Here is a 14733-nt window from a genome sequence, read left to right on the forward strand (position 1 = left end):
ATGCGTACAGATGCAGTGATTCTAGGAACGGCATTTGGCTATTTGGCGCTGCTGTTTGTCGTCGCCGCGTGGGGGGACCGTCGTGCCGAGCAGGGCCGATCATTAATTGGCTCGCCCACGGTATATGCCCTATCGATTGCCGTCTACTGCACCGCATGGACGTTCTATGGCAGCGTGGGACGCGCAGCAGACCATGGCCCCAGCTTCCTGCTTATCTATCTTGGTCCAACCCTAGCGATGCTTCTCGCCCCTGTCGTCATTCGCAAAATGGTACGCATCGCATCCCGCCAGCGCATCACTTCTATTGCTGATTTCATTAGTGCTCGTTATGGCAAAAGCACCAGCTTAGGCGCACTCGTTGCATTAATGGCCCTTATTTGTATAACGCCCTACATTGCACTGCAGTTAAAAGCGATCACCGTTAGCCATGCAGTACTTGTGAACTACCCCAATACAGCGGATGCCACCCTGGTTGATGAGCGTTTCTGGCTGGACAAATCGCTTTGGGTCGCCTTAGTGCTTGCGGTATTTATTATACTTTTCGGCACCCGCCATCTCGATGCCAGTGAACGACATGAGGGAATGGTTGCTGCTATTGCCTTGGAATCACTGGTGAAGCTAATTGCGTTTATGGCCGTCGGTATTTTTGTGGTGTTTGTGTTGTATGAAGGCCCCAGTGCGCTATTCGCCAGCGTCGCCACAATGCCAGAAGTAGCGGAAAAAATGGGGTTGGAAAGCGTACCAGGCGGTGCCACTGGCTGGGCCGGAATGCTAATACTGGCTTTTCTGGCTTTTTTAACCCTGCCTCGTCAGTTCCAGGTGCTGGTTGTCGAAAACGTCGATGAACAGCATTTAGCCAGGGCGAGCTGGTTATTTCCGCTTTATATGTTGCTAATCAACCTGTTTGTTATTCCTATCGCCTTTGCTGGTCTTCTGTTAGGAGCTGGCGCGGGCGATTCCGATAGTTTTGTGCTGACACTACCCCTTTCTGCAGGGCTTGAAGGATTACCCTTACTCGTATTTATAGGCGGTCTTTCAGCAGCTACTGGCATGGTGATTGTTGAAACGATTGCACTTTCTACCATGGTGAGTAACCAGCTCATTATGCCCTTACTGCTAAGAACACAACGCCTTCACCTGAGCACGTCCGGCGAGTTGGCAGGTTGGCTGTTGGGCATTCGCCGAATTGCCATCGTTTTGATACTGCTGCTTGGCTATCTATATCACGCGCTGATTGGTGACTCCTACAGCCTTGTCACTATCGGGCTTGTATCCTTTGCGGGGGTGGCACAATTTGCCCCAGCCCTGTTAATTGGCCTCTACTGGCGCGGCGCGACTCGCCAAGGAGCCACCGCTGGCTTAATCGCAGGCTTTTTAGTCTGGTGCTATACGTTACTGCTGCCAGGTTTTGCCCAATCCGGTTGGTTAGATGCAACGTTTCTAACTCAGGGGCCATGGGGCATTTCTTGGCTGATGCCTTACCGCTTATTTGGCCTGGAAGATTGGGATATTTATTCCCACGCACTGCTGTGGAGTATGCTGGCAAATGTTGGCTTACTGATTGGCGTGTCACTTTTTAGCCGCCCTACGCCACTTGAGCAAACCCAAGCCGCCCTTTTCACTGGCGCCTTACACCCTAACTTGCAAACGACCTCTTTATGGAGAGGACAGACGACTCAAGGCGCCTTAAAAGAATTACTTATTCGCTACCTTGGCAACCAAGTCACCCATCGGGTGTTTAACCAAAGCATTAATAAAAGCGACTACCGCTCAGACGAACCGGCAACGGCCGATCTAATTACCCGTTCAGAGCAGGCGCTAGCAGGTTCACTTGGCAGTGCATCAGCGCGCGTACTAATCAATTCAGTGGTACGCGGAGAAGCACTGGATCTTGAGTCGATTTTGAGTATTTTAGACACCACGTCACAAACCCTGGAGTACAACCGTCGACTAGAGCAAAAATCACAAGAATTAGTCGCCGTAAGTGACGAGCTACGCAGTGCCAATGAACAGCTGCGCGAGCTTGACCGCCTGAAGGACGAGTTTGTCGCTATGGTAAGTCATGAGCTTCGAACCCCGCTAACCTCGATACGCGCGTTTGCCGAAATATTACGCGATAGTGATCAATTACCCGATGAAAAACGCCAACATTTTCTGGGCGTTATTGTCCATGAGAGCCAGCGTCTTTCGCGTTTAATCGAGGAAATTCTTGACCTTGCGCGCTTAGAGAGCGGTCGCTTGACGCTTCATCCTCTCACCCTCGACCTAGCAGCCCTAGCGAGGCAGAGCATCGATGCAGTTGCCCGCTTACATGAAGATCGAGGTATTACCCTCGATATCAGTTTAGCGGCTGACCCCGCCATGGTGGTCGGTGACCAAGACCGCTTGGAGCAAGTCATTATTAACCTGCTCGATAACGCCAGTAAATTTGCTGACCGCCAGCAGCCTCAAGTGCGGCTGGCACTTTATCGGCACCGTAATCATTTTCGTTTAAGCGTTGAAGATAACGGCCCAGGTATCAGCGCTGACGAGCGTGAGCGCGTATTTGAGAAATTTCATCAAATACAGCAAAGCGGTGAGACACCACGCGGGCGCCCCAAAGGTAGCGGCCTTGGCTTACCTATCAGTCGAGGCATTATTGCTCACCTTGGTGGAAGGCTTTGGGTGGAAGACGCTAAAACGCTAGGTGGCGCATGCTTAACCCTAGAGCTGCCAGCAGCCCCTAAGGAGTCAACTCTAAGTAACTCTTCGCAGCTTACAGGGGAATAGCCGTTATAAGCGCTTTACTTGGTTAACAAACGCTTTGATTTGCTGTAAATCAAATTTCAGCAGTAACCGCTGATCATCACGAAGACGTCGCAGGTCCACCCAGCCGTCAGCTGTCTGCCCGTGATACTTATTGTGGCGCTGCTGCTCTAGCAGCAAGTGCTGCATACGGTTAAAAGCGGCTATCAGTAAGTCCGATTGCTCCTTCGTCAACGCACGTGTGAAATGGGCAAGTGCCGTTAGCCGTTCACGTGTTCCTATCTCACTTCGCTGGTATCGCACACAGAGTAATCGGGCAGCGCTTATTAGAGGCATCAATCCTTGTCGCTTAAGATCGATTGCTTGGTCATAGGGAGCAGCTAGCCCAGGATGTGAAGCAATGCGACCAAACCGGTCAAGCGCCACCGGCAACTCATCTAACAACGCCGCCATTTCATCCATGAACAAAGGCGCGCTTGAGAGAGTTGAACGCACCCGTTGGCCTAACGTTTGTGCGAGCTCAGGATTCCCTGCCACAGGATAAAAATCGAGCCATATATTGGTTTGCTGCACCCGCTTAACCTGACGATCCGCACTCCAAATTGCAAATTGCTGCTGCCATTCGCTCAAGCGCTTGCGCCACATTGGCCAACGCGCCATGACATGGCCACGGCAAAGCGGAATGCCCGCTTCATCTAAGCGTTGTGTAAAACGTTCGCCTAGCGCCTGAAAGTAGCCATCAATTTCAACGTGTCGAGCGTCAGGATAGTCGTCAATAATCAGCGCATTGTCCTGGTCAGGCCCAAGCAAGCTTTCAAAGCGTGCCGCCGAGCCGAGCGTAACAACGCAGTAATCCACCGGCGGCTTACCCCACCCTTGTGCCTGCATTTCATCTAGCGCTGCTGCTATCGATTGGCGATAAAGCCAAGCGATGTGGTCGCTAATGAGTTCGCTAATACGCCAAGCAGGCAAGTCATAACGCAGCAATGTCTCAACAAAAGAGAGCTGTGCGGCATAGGCGTCAGATAAGGATGGATTAAAAAGAGAGGTATGCGCGTAAAAATCGCGAAGTGGAGCACTTAGCGCCGAGATATCTAATGAGCCATGATGACATACCAAGGAGCGCCAAGGGGAAGCACGGTACACCATGTGCATACTCCGCTCCTCAACTAAACGAAAAGCTTGCTAGGTTTCACTAGCATTACGAGGATCAGCCGTAAACATCTCCTCACCCACTTCATCAATAAAGCGCTGCGCTTTAGCGACCATCATCGCATCACAGGCTTCACGACCTGGCAGCATGTCAGAGCGTTCAAAGCGGTGCTCGTGAGTAACGCCCTCGCCATCCAACTTACGGATCCAACCGCTGACGCGAAATTGTCCGCTTTGGTTATCAGGCTGAGACACAATTAAGTACTCTTTATATTCAACTGGCTCGGCCGCTTTGGTGCCTCCTTCCGAGGCTCCAGCACCCGCGCCACCCAACAGGCCAGAAAATAGTTTTTTAAACATTCGGACTCCTTCGCAACAAAAGCGGCCAGACTTCGCCTGGCCGCTTAGCATGCTTAGCTCTGTTGACGACCTTTACCGGCAGCAATCCGTAGACGCAATGCATTCAGCTTAATAAAGCCTTCTGCGTCTTTTTGATCGTACGCGCCCGCATCATCTTCAAACGTTGCAATCGACTCATCAAACAACGACTGCTCGGACTTACGCCCTACAACCGTTGCATTGCCTTTATAGAGCTTCATGCGAACAACGCCCGCAACGTTTTTCTGTGTTTCGTCGATCGCCGCTTGTAGCATACGACGCTCTGGACTCCACCAATAACCGTTGTAGATCACTTCAGCGTATTTAGGCATTAGTTGATCTTTCAAGTGCGCTTCTTCACGGTCAAGCGTCAGCGACTCAATGGCGCGGTGAGCACGGAGCATGATCGTGCCCCCCGGTGTTTCGTAGCAACCACGGGACTTCATACCAACATAACGGTTTTCAACGATATCCAGGCGGCCAATACCATTATCGCCACCTAGCTTGTTAAGCTTTTCAAGCACTTCATGAGGCTTAAGCGCTTCACCATCAATAGCGACGATATCGCCATTCTCAAACGTCAGCTCTACATAAGTCGGCTGCTCAGGCGCGGCTTCAGGAGAAACACTCCAACGCCACATGTCCTCTTCTGCTTCGGCCCATGGGTCTTCCAAAATGCCGCCTTCATAAGAAATGTGCAGCAGGTTGGCATCCATGGAGTACGGTGATTTTTTCTTTTTATTAGAAAAATCAACGGGAATATTGTGCTCTTCGCAGTAAGCCATCAACTTCTCACGCGAAGTGAGATCCCACTCGCGCCAGGGCGCAATAACCTTCACGCCAGGTTTGAGTGCGTAGCCACCCAGTTCAAAACGAACCTGATCGTTACCTTTACCCGTTGCACCGTGAGAAATGGCATCAGCGCCCGTCTCATTAGCAATTTCAATTAAGCGCTTAGCAATCAACGGACGAGCAATAGAAGTGCCGAGGAGATACTCGCCTTCATAGATGGTGTTCGCTCGGAACATTGGGAATACATAATCGCGAACAAATTCCTCGCGAAGATCTTCGATATAGATCTCTTTAACACCTAGTGCTTGAGCCTTAGCGCGTGCGGGCTCGACTTCTTCACCTTGACCGATGTCGGCTGTAAAGGTCACTACCTCGCAGTTGTAGGTCTCTTGCAACCACTTAACGATAACGGATGTGTCCAGGCCGCCTGAATACGCCAGCACAACCTTTTTGACATCGGACATTCTTTGCTCCTTGTTCATGAAAAGTAGTTCACCCAACGACACCGCGCTGAGCGCAGTGCAATAACATAAACTACGAGTATAGCGCTCTCAATGCTCAGCGAATACCGTCAACGACGCCTAAGGGGTAAAGCTGCTAGAATCATAGCCAACAAAGGGGTTGCTTTAACCGCTTATTTTAACTACTTACTCGCTTTACTAAGGAGAGCTGCATGAGCGAGGCATTTGCCCGCGAATTGATGGCCCAACGTTTTCGCAGTTATCTGCCGGTTGTCATTGATTTAGAAACGGGTGGGTTTAACGCCCAAAGTGACGCAGTACTCGAAATTGCTGCCGTGACGCTTACCATGGACCCTGACGGTAATTTATTACCCGACGCCACTTACGCGTATCACATTCATCCGTTTGAAGGCGCGAACGTTGAGCAATCTGCGCTTGATTTCACAGGCATTAATCTAGATGACCCACTGCGTCGCCAAGTGGCGCTAAGCGAATCTGAAGCGCTAGGTGAAATTTTTCGCCCCATCCGCAAATCAATCAAGGCACATGGGTGCTCACGGGCAATACTGGTTGGTCATAATGCTGCCTTTGATCATGGCTTCCTAAATGCGGCGGCGAACCGCTGCAGCGTAAAACGGAATCCGTTTCACCCTTTTTCCAGCTTTGACACAGCAACCCTGGCAGGCTTTGTATACGGCCAAACAGTGCTTGCTCGTGCGTGCCGCGCGGCAGGTATCGAGTTTGATAACAAGTCCGCCCACTCGGCCCGCTACGATACCGAACGCACAGCAGAGCTCTTTTGTGCGATGGTCAACCGCTATAAAGACTTAGGCGGATGGCGGCTGGCTCAGCAGGAACAAGAACTGGATGACAGCGAGTAATGAGCCCCAAGATGCACCCACTGAGGCTTTGCGCTAAACTTCGCCGCTGCAAACCCCGCGTTTGCACAATTTTATATAGAAGCGTGCTCTAGCATTACACGCGTCTAAACGCACAACGATTAACACAGGCAAAGGATAATTATTGTCCTTTGCTTGACTACTGTTTTAACCATCCGTTTTCAGGAGATGAGACGTTTCCATGGCCCAGCATAATGCCTTTTACGCCCAGTCCGGTGGCGTTACCGCCGTCATCAATGCCAGCGCCTGTGGCGTTATCGAAGCTTGCAGACAAGCGCCCGACCAGATTGGCAAGGTATATGCCGGTCATAACGGCATTATCGGTGCCTTAACGGAAGACCTCATCGATGTGACTCAAGAGAGCGATGAATCGATTGCTGCCTTGCGCCACACGCCTGGCGGTGCATTTGGTTCCTGCCGCTATAAGCTGAAAGACATTGACACTCACCGTGCTCAATATGAACGCTTAATCGAAGTCTTCAAAGCCCACGATATTCGCTACTTCTTCTACAATGGCGGCGGTGACAGCGCAGACACCTGCCTCAAAGTGTCCCAACTGTCTGAAAAACTCGGCTACCCGCTAACTGCGATTCATGTACCGAAAACTGTTGATAACGATCTGCCTATTACCGACAACAGCCCCGGGTTTGGTAGCGTTGCCAAATATATCGCCACCTCGACGCTTGAAGCCTCATTGGATATTGCGTCTATGTGCGCCACATCCACTAAAGTATTCGTCCTTGAAGTGATGGGCCGTCATGCTGGCTGGATTGCAGCTGCAGGTGGTTTAGCGGGTGAAGGCGAAGGCGAGCCGCCTCACCTAATTATCTTTCCTGAAGTATCGTTTGACCGTAAAGCGGTCATGGCGCGCGTTGAAGAGTGCGTTCAGAAGTACGGTTATTGCGTCATCGTTGTTTCTGAAGGCGCACGCTATGAAGATGGCACTTTCCTTGCCGATGCCGGCAATACGGATGCCTTTGGGCACCGCCAATTAGGCGGCGTAGCGCCGACACTTGCAGGGATGGTGAAGCAAGACCTTGGTTACAAATACCACTGGGCAGTTGCTGATTATTTACAGCGCGCGGCGCGCCATTTGGCCTCTAAAACCGACGTTGAACAAGCCTATGCAGTGGGCCGCGAGGCGGTAACATTAGCACTTGCAGGCAAAAATGCCATGATGCCCGCCATACGCCGTATTTCACAGGAACCCTATCAGTGGGATGTCATCTCGGCGCCGCTGTCACAAGTGGCTAACCAAGAAAAATTCATGCCACGGGATTTCATTAGCGAAAACGGTTTTGCGATTACACCCGCTTGCCGAGCGTATCTCTCTCCGCTCATTCAGGGCGAGGATTTCCCTCCGTTTGAAAACGGCCTGCCTAAAGTAGCTAAGCTAAAGCTCGCAAAAGTGGAACAGAAACTGCCTAAATTCACGCTGTAAATAGTTAGCGTGTTGTAAAAACGGGGCGGTGAAATGATTCATCGCCCCGTTTTTTATGGTTAGCGTTTATTAAGTGAGCAACGTTAAGCTTTTAGCGCAATAACCAAGAAAGCACCAATAAGAGCAGCAGAATACCCGCCACCCCCTGCCAAAAACGCCGTGACTCTTGGCGAGGCTCCTCACGACTGGGCACGCGCCCTAACGGGACTCTTAAGGCATGAAGAAATTCGGAGAGCCGCCTAAAACGCAGTGCACGCTGAGGATCTAGAGCACGACGCAACGCGTCATCAAGCTCAGCCGATATTTCTGGATTGGTTGTTCGGGCGCTACGGTAGCTGAGCTCTTCAAGATCGGTGTGGCTGCGCAGTCGATTAGGCGTCAACGTATAAGGCAATGCCCCTGTCAGCAACCAATAGACCGTTGATGCTAATGAATACTGGTCACTGCGCCGACCTACGCTATCACCCAGTGCGTACTCAGGGGCCGTGTGTTCATTAAAACCAATTTGGCGAAGTAGCTCGCCCGAGTGGCGATGGCCATCCACCTCGCGCATATGGCAGGCACTGAAATCTGCCAACACGAGTTTGCCGTGTGGGTCGATCAGCACATTATCAGGGGTAATTTGCTGATGAATGATATCGCGATGATGCAACGCTTGAACCGCTTTACCCAGTTGATTGGCGATATCCAGACGCTGCACCAAACTCGCTTGTGGATGCCTTTCCGCCCACTGGCGGAGCGTTTCACCTTCAACGTGCTGCATTAAATAATAAAGGTAACGGCGTGGTCGTGACGACTGCATTACTTTAACGACAAAGGGCGAATTTACACGCTCTACCACCCATTGCTGCAGTAAAAAATGTTCCAGATAGGCATTACGCAAAGAGAGTTCTGGGCTGGGTGCTTTCATCACCATTTCACGCTCTGAATGCACATCACGGACGCGATAAACTCTTGATTGCGCATTACGTGACAGCACCGACAGCACCTCAAGCCCATCAAACCGCTCTCCTGGCGTCAGCTCGGGGGGAATAGGCAGGTCACCATAAATAAGCCCTGGGTGATCTTCAGACTCTTCCGGCAGCTCATCAATACGCAGCAGCTGAAAGCAAAATTGATCACCTCCATACCCCCTATCTTGGGCACGCTGCTTTGCTTCGCTCGCTAAGCACTCACAGGCCGCGTCTAGATCACTGGCATTTTGGCGGATCAGACGAACGTAATCAGATGGCATTAAGGTGCCACGGACGCCCTGAGTAGTAAAAACAAAAAAGTCGCCCTGTTTAAGCGGTAGATGGGTATAGTCGATATCGACGCTTCCATCCATCCCCAAAGCACGTGAGGGGTAACGATAGCCGCCAATATCAGTCACATGGTCGCGGGTTAGCTGCTCGAACTCAGCGCCTCGCAATCGAAAAACTAACGTATCCCCCATATGAAATAGGTGCGCTTCACGCTCGCGAAAGACCATCGCGGATAGCGAAGATACGAAACTTCCTTCTTTAACATGCTTGCTTTGGCTGTAGCACCAACCGTTGAGAGCACGAAGTACCCGGGTTGCCGACGTTTTCGTGTCCCAGTGGTCAGGCGTAGAGTAATAGTCAGCCAAAAAACCGCGAACACTTAAATCACCTGCCTGTTTAGCCAAGGTGTTACGAGAAATCGAGTCACTAATAACTGCGCAACCCCCTTTTACTTTCAACAGCTGCGCATCAGGCAACCGCACCGACATGGAGCTACGGTGTAGACGCCTATCAGGGGCCACAAAGGCTTGGCCATAACTAATTAGTAACTGGGCGTGCGCCAACTCATCCTCCTAGGCTTTAGGCTCTTCATGGGAACCACACAGTGGTTATGATACACGCTGATCAAGGGAAGCGATGCCCGCCAAACGTCGTGATGGCGAAAAACGACGCTTATTTTTGGATTCATCGTCATTGTTAGCGGCACACACCTATGTCGCATTGGTAATCCACTAGCCAACTTCGTATAATTCTCCGCCATTAATGCAATGCATCAACTGCTTAGCCTTCGCACTAAATAAGCCAAGCCAAGGAATAAACGATGAACTTCGATAACATCCCCGCTGGAAAGGATCTGCCCAACGATATTTACGTGGCGATCGAAATTCCCGCTAATCACGCGCCGATTAAGTATGAAATCGACAAAGATATGGGTGCCCTTCTGGTTGACCGCTTCATGGCAACCCCCATGTTCTATCCGGCTAACTACGGCTTTATCCCCCACACCCTGGCCGATGATGGCGACCCGCTGGATGCTTTGGTAGTTACCCCCCACCCCGTGGCTCCGGGCAGCATCATTCGCGCTCGCCCTGTTGGCATTTTGAATATGACCGACGAAGCAGGCGAAGATGCAAAATTGGTATGCGTCCCGCATCCCAAGCTGAGCACTCTGTATGATGATGTTCAAGAAGTGACTGATCTTCCTGAACTGCTACGTCAGCAAATCGCTCACTTTTTCGAGAACTATAAAGACCTCGAAAAAGGTAAGTGGGTGAAAGTAGAGTCTTGGGAAGGTGTTGAAGCGGCACGCAAAGCGATTGAAAAATCAGTCGCGGCTTACCAAAAAGCTTAATCTATCGGGTTGAGCAATAACGCCAGACCGCACTTCCTCTTAAAGGCTGCCCATGTGGCAGCCTTTTCTATTATCTGTCGTTTAATTCCGAGGCCTGAGATTCAACATTAACGGAGCATGAAGAAGCGCGTCACGTCACCGCAGCATCTACGCTGACATCACAAGGTAGGATATGCTATTTCAAAATCTCCCTGATCCGTCTGCGTAAGGATACTTCGTGTTGCCTTTTAAGCGTTTAAGTCTGTTACTGTTACTCTGCTGGCTTCCCCTGCTAGCCCATGCTCAGTGGTTTTCCTCTTCCAGTAATCAAAGCGATTTTTTACCTGTTCTAGAAGCCTTTCAGCCTACTGCTTGGCATGATGGCAGCGCCATTTATATTGGTATCGATATTGCGGACGACTATTATTTATACCGCCACCAATTTAGCGTTAGCAGCAAAACGGACGCTGTATCCCTTGATGAACCGCTACTTCCGCAAGGAACATTCACAACTGATGAATTCATGGGCGATGTGTATGTTTTTCGTGACAAATTAGTCTTTGAAACGCCATTTTCCCCCTCCTATAGTGGCCCGATCGATATTGAACTGACGTTCCAAGGTTGTGCCGACGCAGGTCTTTGCTATCCGCCAGAAACTATATCGCTTGAAGCCTTAGAGTCATCTCCTCCCACGGCCTTTGCTGACTGGGACGCTGCAGATCATGCACTGTCAGGCGCTGAAGGCAGCGATGACCAGCAAATTAGTCAAACCGCGGGCACCAATAGCAGCACTGAATTTTCAGCTCCACAAAGCGAAGACAGCCGCTTTAGCGCATTGCTCGGCAGCGCCAGCCTCCCTCTTGCCTTGGGGTTATTTTTTATCGCTGGACTGGGCCTTACTTTCACGCCCTGCGTCCTACCGATGGTGCCTATTTTGTCCTCAATTATCGTAGGACAAAAACCAACTCGACCCCGAGCGTTTGTACTCTCAGCCAGCTATGTTTTGGGCATGGCGTCCACCTACGCGTTAGTCGGTGTGTTGATGGGTCTGTTTGGCGCGGGCTTAAATCTTCAGGCCCACCTGCAATCAGCGCCGGTGCTAGTTACCTTTGCTGTTCTATTTACGCTATTTGCCTTAGCTATGTTCGGGGCGTTTGATTTAAGGGTTTCGCCGCGACTGGCCTCAAAAATTGACGGCTGGCAAGCACGTGCACAGCAAAGCGGCCCTGCAGGCCTAGCCCTGGCAGGCGCACTATCGGTATTAGTGGTTTCACCCTGTGTAACAGCCCCACTTGCCGGTGCGTTGGTGTTTATTTCCTCGACAGGAAACGCTGCCATGGGCGGAGCTGTTTTATTTGCACTAGGCCTAGGCATGGGTGTGCCACTGCTATTAGTGGGCACCTTTGGGGCAACGCTACTACCCCGCTCAGGCGCTTGGATGAACGGCGTTAAAATTGCTTTCGGATTGCTGTTACTGGGCGTTGCCATTTGGATGGTTGAGCGATTAGTGCCGCCTTCGATAGCGCTTTTGCTCTGGGCAGCGCTGGCCATAGGTAGCGCACTCATGCTGGGCGCCTTAAATATGAATCAGTCGCAAGGCTGGCCTAAAGCACGACAAACATTAGGGCTGATGCTACTGGCATGGGGCATTGCTCTTGTCATTGGCGCTGCCCAGGGCGGCAGCAATCCATTACGCCCCTTAACGGTATCAAGCTCCTCAACGGACAGCGGCACGCCGCAAGCAACGCTTGCTTTTCAGCAAGTTGATGAACTGAGCGCACTTGAAAACGCACTCTCTGAAGCCGCGAGTGCCCAACAGCCTGCCTTTGTTAATTTTACTGCTGACTGGTGTATCTCCTGCAAGCTAATGGAGCGCGATGTTTTTCCAGACCCCAAAGTGGTCGCTGCATTGAACGATTTCCGCCTGATTGAGGTCGATGTCACCAATACGGATGCTCAAAGTCGGGAACTGCTAAACCGCTTTAACTTATTCGGCCCGCCAAGCCTGCTTTTTTTTAGCCAGGGCGAAGAAGTACGAGATGCGCGCATTCAAGGTGAAATAACGGCTACCCAGCTAGTACAGCACCTGGAAGCGTTACGGCGCTGGCAACAAGGCTGAGCTGAAGCCTATGACCACCTTGTGTCGCGAACGTCGTCAAACAGTTGTTTAAATAACCAGCAACGAGCTTATGTCGGCCTTCACTAGACATGCCCGTACTTTTTCGGCAAACTTCGCAGCCATATCAGCTAAAATCTTCATGTTTTAGGACTTAGCACCGGGTAACGTTCAACATCGTGCAGCGTTCTCTTCATTTTCAAACAAGGTTTACTGCGCTGTGACAGCGCTCAATGCAGTTGGCGATACGATACTCAACTGCATTGCGATTAACTTTCATCACTTTTGGGGCAACAGGTATGGATATTCGTAAAGTTAAAAAACTGATTGAACTCCTCGAAGAATCAAACATTAGCGAAATCGAAATTCAGGAAGGCGAAGAGTCCGTCCGCATCAGCCGCCATCCGAATGGTGCAACGTGGCAGCCTCAGCCGATGCCACAGTACGCTCAAATGCCGCCTATGCAGCAGGCACCAACTCAACCCAGCGCTCCGGCTGCTGAGGCAGAGCCCCAAGGCGTAAGCTATCAAGGTGAAGCGGTTAATTCACCCATGGTAGGCACGTTCTACCGTAGCCCAGCACCGGGCGCCAAATCGTTTGTGGAAGTTGGCGATACGGTTAAGCAAGGCGATACGGTATGTATCGTTGAAGCAATGAAAATGATGAATCAAATTGAATCCGATCGCGACGGCGTCGTCGAGGCCATCCTAGTGGAAGACGGAGAGCCGGTGGAATTCGATCAACCTATGATCGTCATCGCTTAATCTTTCAAAACAACACGGGTGGATTCTCCCATGCTGGACAAGGTACTTATCGCAAACCGCGGCGAGATTGCCCTTCGTATTCTCCGGGCCTGTAAAGAGCTAGGAATTAAAACCGTTGCGGTTCACTCCAAAGCCGACCGTGAATTGATGCATGTTCGCTTGGCCGACGAAGCGGTATGCATCGGCCCCGCCTCCTCAGCGCAGTCGTACTTGAATATTCCTGCATTAATAAGCGCTGCTGAAGTGACAGATTCAAGCGCCATTCATCCTGGTTACGGCTTTCTCTCGGAAAACGCTAATTTTGCTGAGCAGGTTGAGCGCTCTGGCTTTACCTTTATTGGCCCGCGCGCGGAAACTATCCGCCTGATGGGTGATAAAGTTAGTGCCATTGAAGCAATGAAGATTGCTGGCGTTCCTACCGTGCCTGGCTCAGATGGCCCGTTAGGTGACGATGAAGCCACCAACCTAGCCACTGCACGCCGCATTGGCTATCCGGTAATTATCAAAGCTGCTGCAGGCGGTGGTGGCCGCGGCATGCGGGTGGTGCACACTGAAGGCCATCTGCTTTCAGCCATTACTGTCACTCGCACTGAGGCGCACTCAGCGTTTGGCGATGGTACGGTTTACATGGAAAAATTCCTTGAGAAACCCCGCCATGTTGAGGTCCAGGTGCTGGCTGACGGCCAAGGCAATGCTATCCACCTTTATGATCGCGACTGTTCTTTACAGCGTCGTCACCAAAAGGTTCTGGAAGAAGCGCCTGCCCCTGGAATCGACCCGGAAGCGCGTGCAAAGGTGCTAGAAGCATGCCGCCAAGCGTGCCTCGAAATTAACTATCGTGGCGCGGGCACCTTTGAGTTTCTATACGAAGACGGTGATTTCTTCTTTATTGAGATGAATACCCGTGTACAGGTAGAGCACCCTGTCACCGAGATGGTCACAGGCGTAGATATCGTTAAGGAACAGTTGCGCATTGCCTCCGGCCTGCCACTTTCGATTCGTCAAGAAGACGTAAAGATCAATGGCCATGCCTTTGAGTGCAGGATCAATGCGGAAGACTCGCGTACGTTTATGCCCTCTCCAGGCAAAGTCACCCTGTTCCATGCTCCGGGTGGCCTTGGCGTGCGTATGGACTCTCATCTGTACACTGGCTACACCGTACCGCCTCATTATGATTCACTGATCGGCAAGCTAATCACCTGGGGGGCTGATCGCGAGATTGCCCTGACGCGTATGCGTAACGCCCTAGATGAGCTGCTGGTCGAGGGGATCAAGACCAATATTGATCTGCAAAAAGATTTGGTGAGGGATAGTTATTTCCGCCAAGGTGGCGTCAACATTCACTATCTTGAAAAGAAACTCAGTAGCTAATACCAGAAATTAATATCTGCAAAGGCGCTGAGCTGAATAG

General features: G+C 51.2%; 11 protein-coding genes. 7 read left to right on the forward strand and 4 right to left on the reverse strand.

The features are described 5' to 3' along the window. A complete protein-coding gene (locus tag ACN06F_RS09665) occupies positions 1–2769 on the forward strand; it encodes an ATP-binding protein (protein WP_433923811.1) in 2769 nt (922 codons plus the stop codon). Positions 2770–2772: 3 nt separating this feature from the next. Here the strand turns inward: ACN06F_RS09665 and ACN06F_RS09670 are convergent, their stop codons facing one another. From ACN06F_RS09670 to ACN06F_RS09680, 3 genes are read right to left on the reverse strand one after another with little or no spacing between them, the layout of a single operon-like run. Beyond that, positions 2773–3900: a DUF294 nucleotidyltransferase-like domain-containing protein gene (locus tag ACN06F_RS09670; protein ID WP_120386897.1), complete on the reverse strand. Its 1128-nt coding sequence runs from the start codon at positions 3898–3900 to the stop codon at positions 2773–2775. 30 nt (positions 3901–3930) lie between these two features. After that, complete coding sequence (locus tag ACN06F_RS09675) at positions 3931–4257, reverse strand: HlyU family transcriptional regulator (RefSeq protein WP_120386896.1); 327 nt, start codon at positions 4255–4257, stop codon at positions 3931–3933. A gap of 53 nt (positions 4258–4310) precedes the next feature. Further along, a complete protein-coding gene (locus tag ACN06F_RS09680; RefSeq protein ID WP_038484737.1) occupies positions 4311–5531 on the reverse strand; it encodes an argininosuccinate synthase in 1221 nt (406 codons plus the stop codon). Positions 5532–5740: 209 nt separating this feature from the next. Here ACN06F_RS09680 and rnt point away from each other — a divergent pair, with 209 nt between their 5' ends. After that, complete coding sequence (rnt, locus tag ACN06F_RS09685; protein WP_038484741.1) at positions 5741–6409, forward strand: ribonuclease T; 669 nt, start codon at positions 5741–5743, stop codon at positions 6407–6409. Between the two features lie 199 nt (positions 6410–6608). After that, entirely contained in the window at positions 6609–7868 is a 1260-nt protein-coding gene (locus tag ACN06F_RS09690) for a 6-phosphofructokinase (protein ID WP_038484744.1), read from the forward strand. A 91-nt stretch (positions 7869–7959) separates the two neighbouring features. Here ACN06F_RS09690 and ACN06F_RS09695 read toward each other — a convergent pair whose 3' ends face one another. After that, positions 7960–9675, reverse strand: coding sequence for a bifunctional protein-serine/threonine kinase/phosphatase (locus ACN06F_RS09695; protein ID WP_095603012.1), 1716 nt, complete (start codon positions 9673–9675; stop codon positions 7960–7962). A 257-nt stretch (positions 9676–9932) separates the two neighbouring features. Here ACN06F_RS09695 and ppa point away from each other — a divergent pair, with 257 nt between their 5' ends. The 4 genes from ppa to accC all read left to right on the forward strand — a co-directional run bounded on the left by ppa (position 9933) and on the right by accC (position 14693). After that, entirely contained in the window at positions 9933–10463 is a 531-nt protein-coding gene (gene ppa / locus ACN06F_RS09700) for an inorganic diphosphatase (protein WP_009724723.1), read from the forward strand. Positions 10464–10680: 217 nt separating this feature from the next. After that, entirely contained in the window at positions 10681–12561 is a 1881-nt protein-coding gene (gene dsbD / locus ACN06F_RS09705) for a protein-disulfide reductase DsbD (protein ID WP_433923812.1), read from the forward strand. A 296-nt stretch (positions 12562–12857) separates the two neighbouring features. Then, positions 12858–13322, forward strand: coding sequence for an acetyl-CoA carboxylase biotin carboxyl carrier protein (gene accB / locus ACN06F_RS09710; RefSeq protein WP_433923813.1), 465 nt, complete (start codon positions 12858–12860; stop codon positions 13320–13322). Between the two features lie 30 nt (positions 13323–13352). Further along, positions 13353–14693: an acetyl-CoA carboxylase biotin carboxylase subunit gene (accC, locus tag ACN06F_RS09715; protein ID WP_038484756.1), complete on the forward strand. Its 1341-nt coding sequence runs from the start codon at positions 13353–13355 to the stop codon at positions 14691–14693. Positions 14694–14733: the final 40 nt, after the last annotated feature.

Source organism: Vreelandella sp. 21 (assembly GCF_050995515.1).
Taxonomy (GTDB): domain Bacteria; phylum Pseudomonadota; class Gammaproteobacteria; order Pseudomonadales; family Halomonadaceae; genus Vreelandella; species Vreelandella alkaliphila.

Excerpts from the sequence above, each read along its gene's own strand:
- ACN06F_RS09665 (WP_433923811.1), top strand. The coding sequence starts at position 1 with ATGCGTACAGATGCAGTGATTCTAGGAACGGCATTTGGCTATTTGGCG.
- ACN06F_RS09670 (WP_120386897.1), bottom strand. The coding sequence starts at position 3,900 with ATGCACATGGTGTACCGTGCTTCCCCTTGGCGCTCCTTGGTATGTCAT.
- ACN06F_RS09675 (WP_120386896.1), bottom strand. The coding sequence starts at position 4,257 with ATGTTTAAAAAACTATTTTCTGGCCTGTTGGGTGGCGCGGGTGCTGGA.
- ACN06F_RS09680 (WP_038484737.1), bottom strand. The coding sequence starts at position 5,531 with ATGTCCGATGTCAAAAAGGTTGTGCTGGCGTATTCAGGCGGCCTGGAC.
- rnt (WP_038484741.1), top strand. The coding sequence starts at position 5,741 with ATGAGCGAGGCATTTGCCCGCGAATTGATGGCCCAACGTTTTCGCAGT.
- ACN06F_RS09690 (WP_038484744.1), top strand. The coding sequence starts at position 6,609 with ATGGCCCAGCATAATGCCTTTTACGCCCAGTCCGGTGGCGTTACCGCC.
- ppa (WP_009724723.1), top strand. The coding sequence starts at position 9,933 with ATGAACTTCGATAACATCCCCGCTGGAAAGGATCTGCCCAACGATATT.
- accB (WP_433923813.1), top strand. The coding sequence starts at position 12,858 with ATGGATATTCGTAAAGTTAAAAAACTGATTGAACTCCTCGAAGAATCA.
- accC (WP_038484756.1), top strand. The coding sequence starts at position 13,353 with ATGCTGGACAAGGTACTTATCGCAAACCGCGGCGAGATTGCCCTTCGT.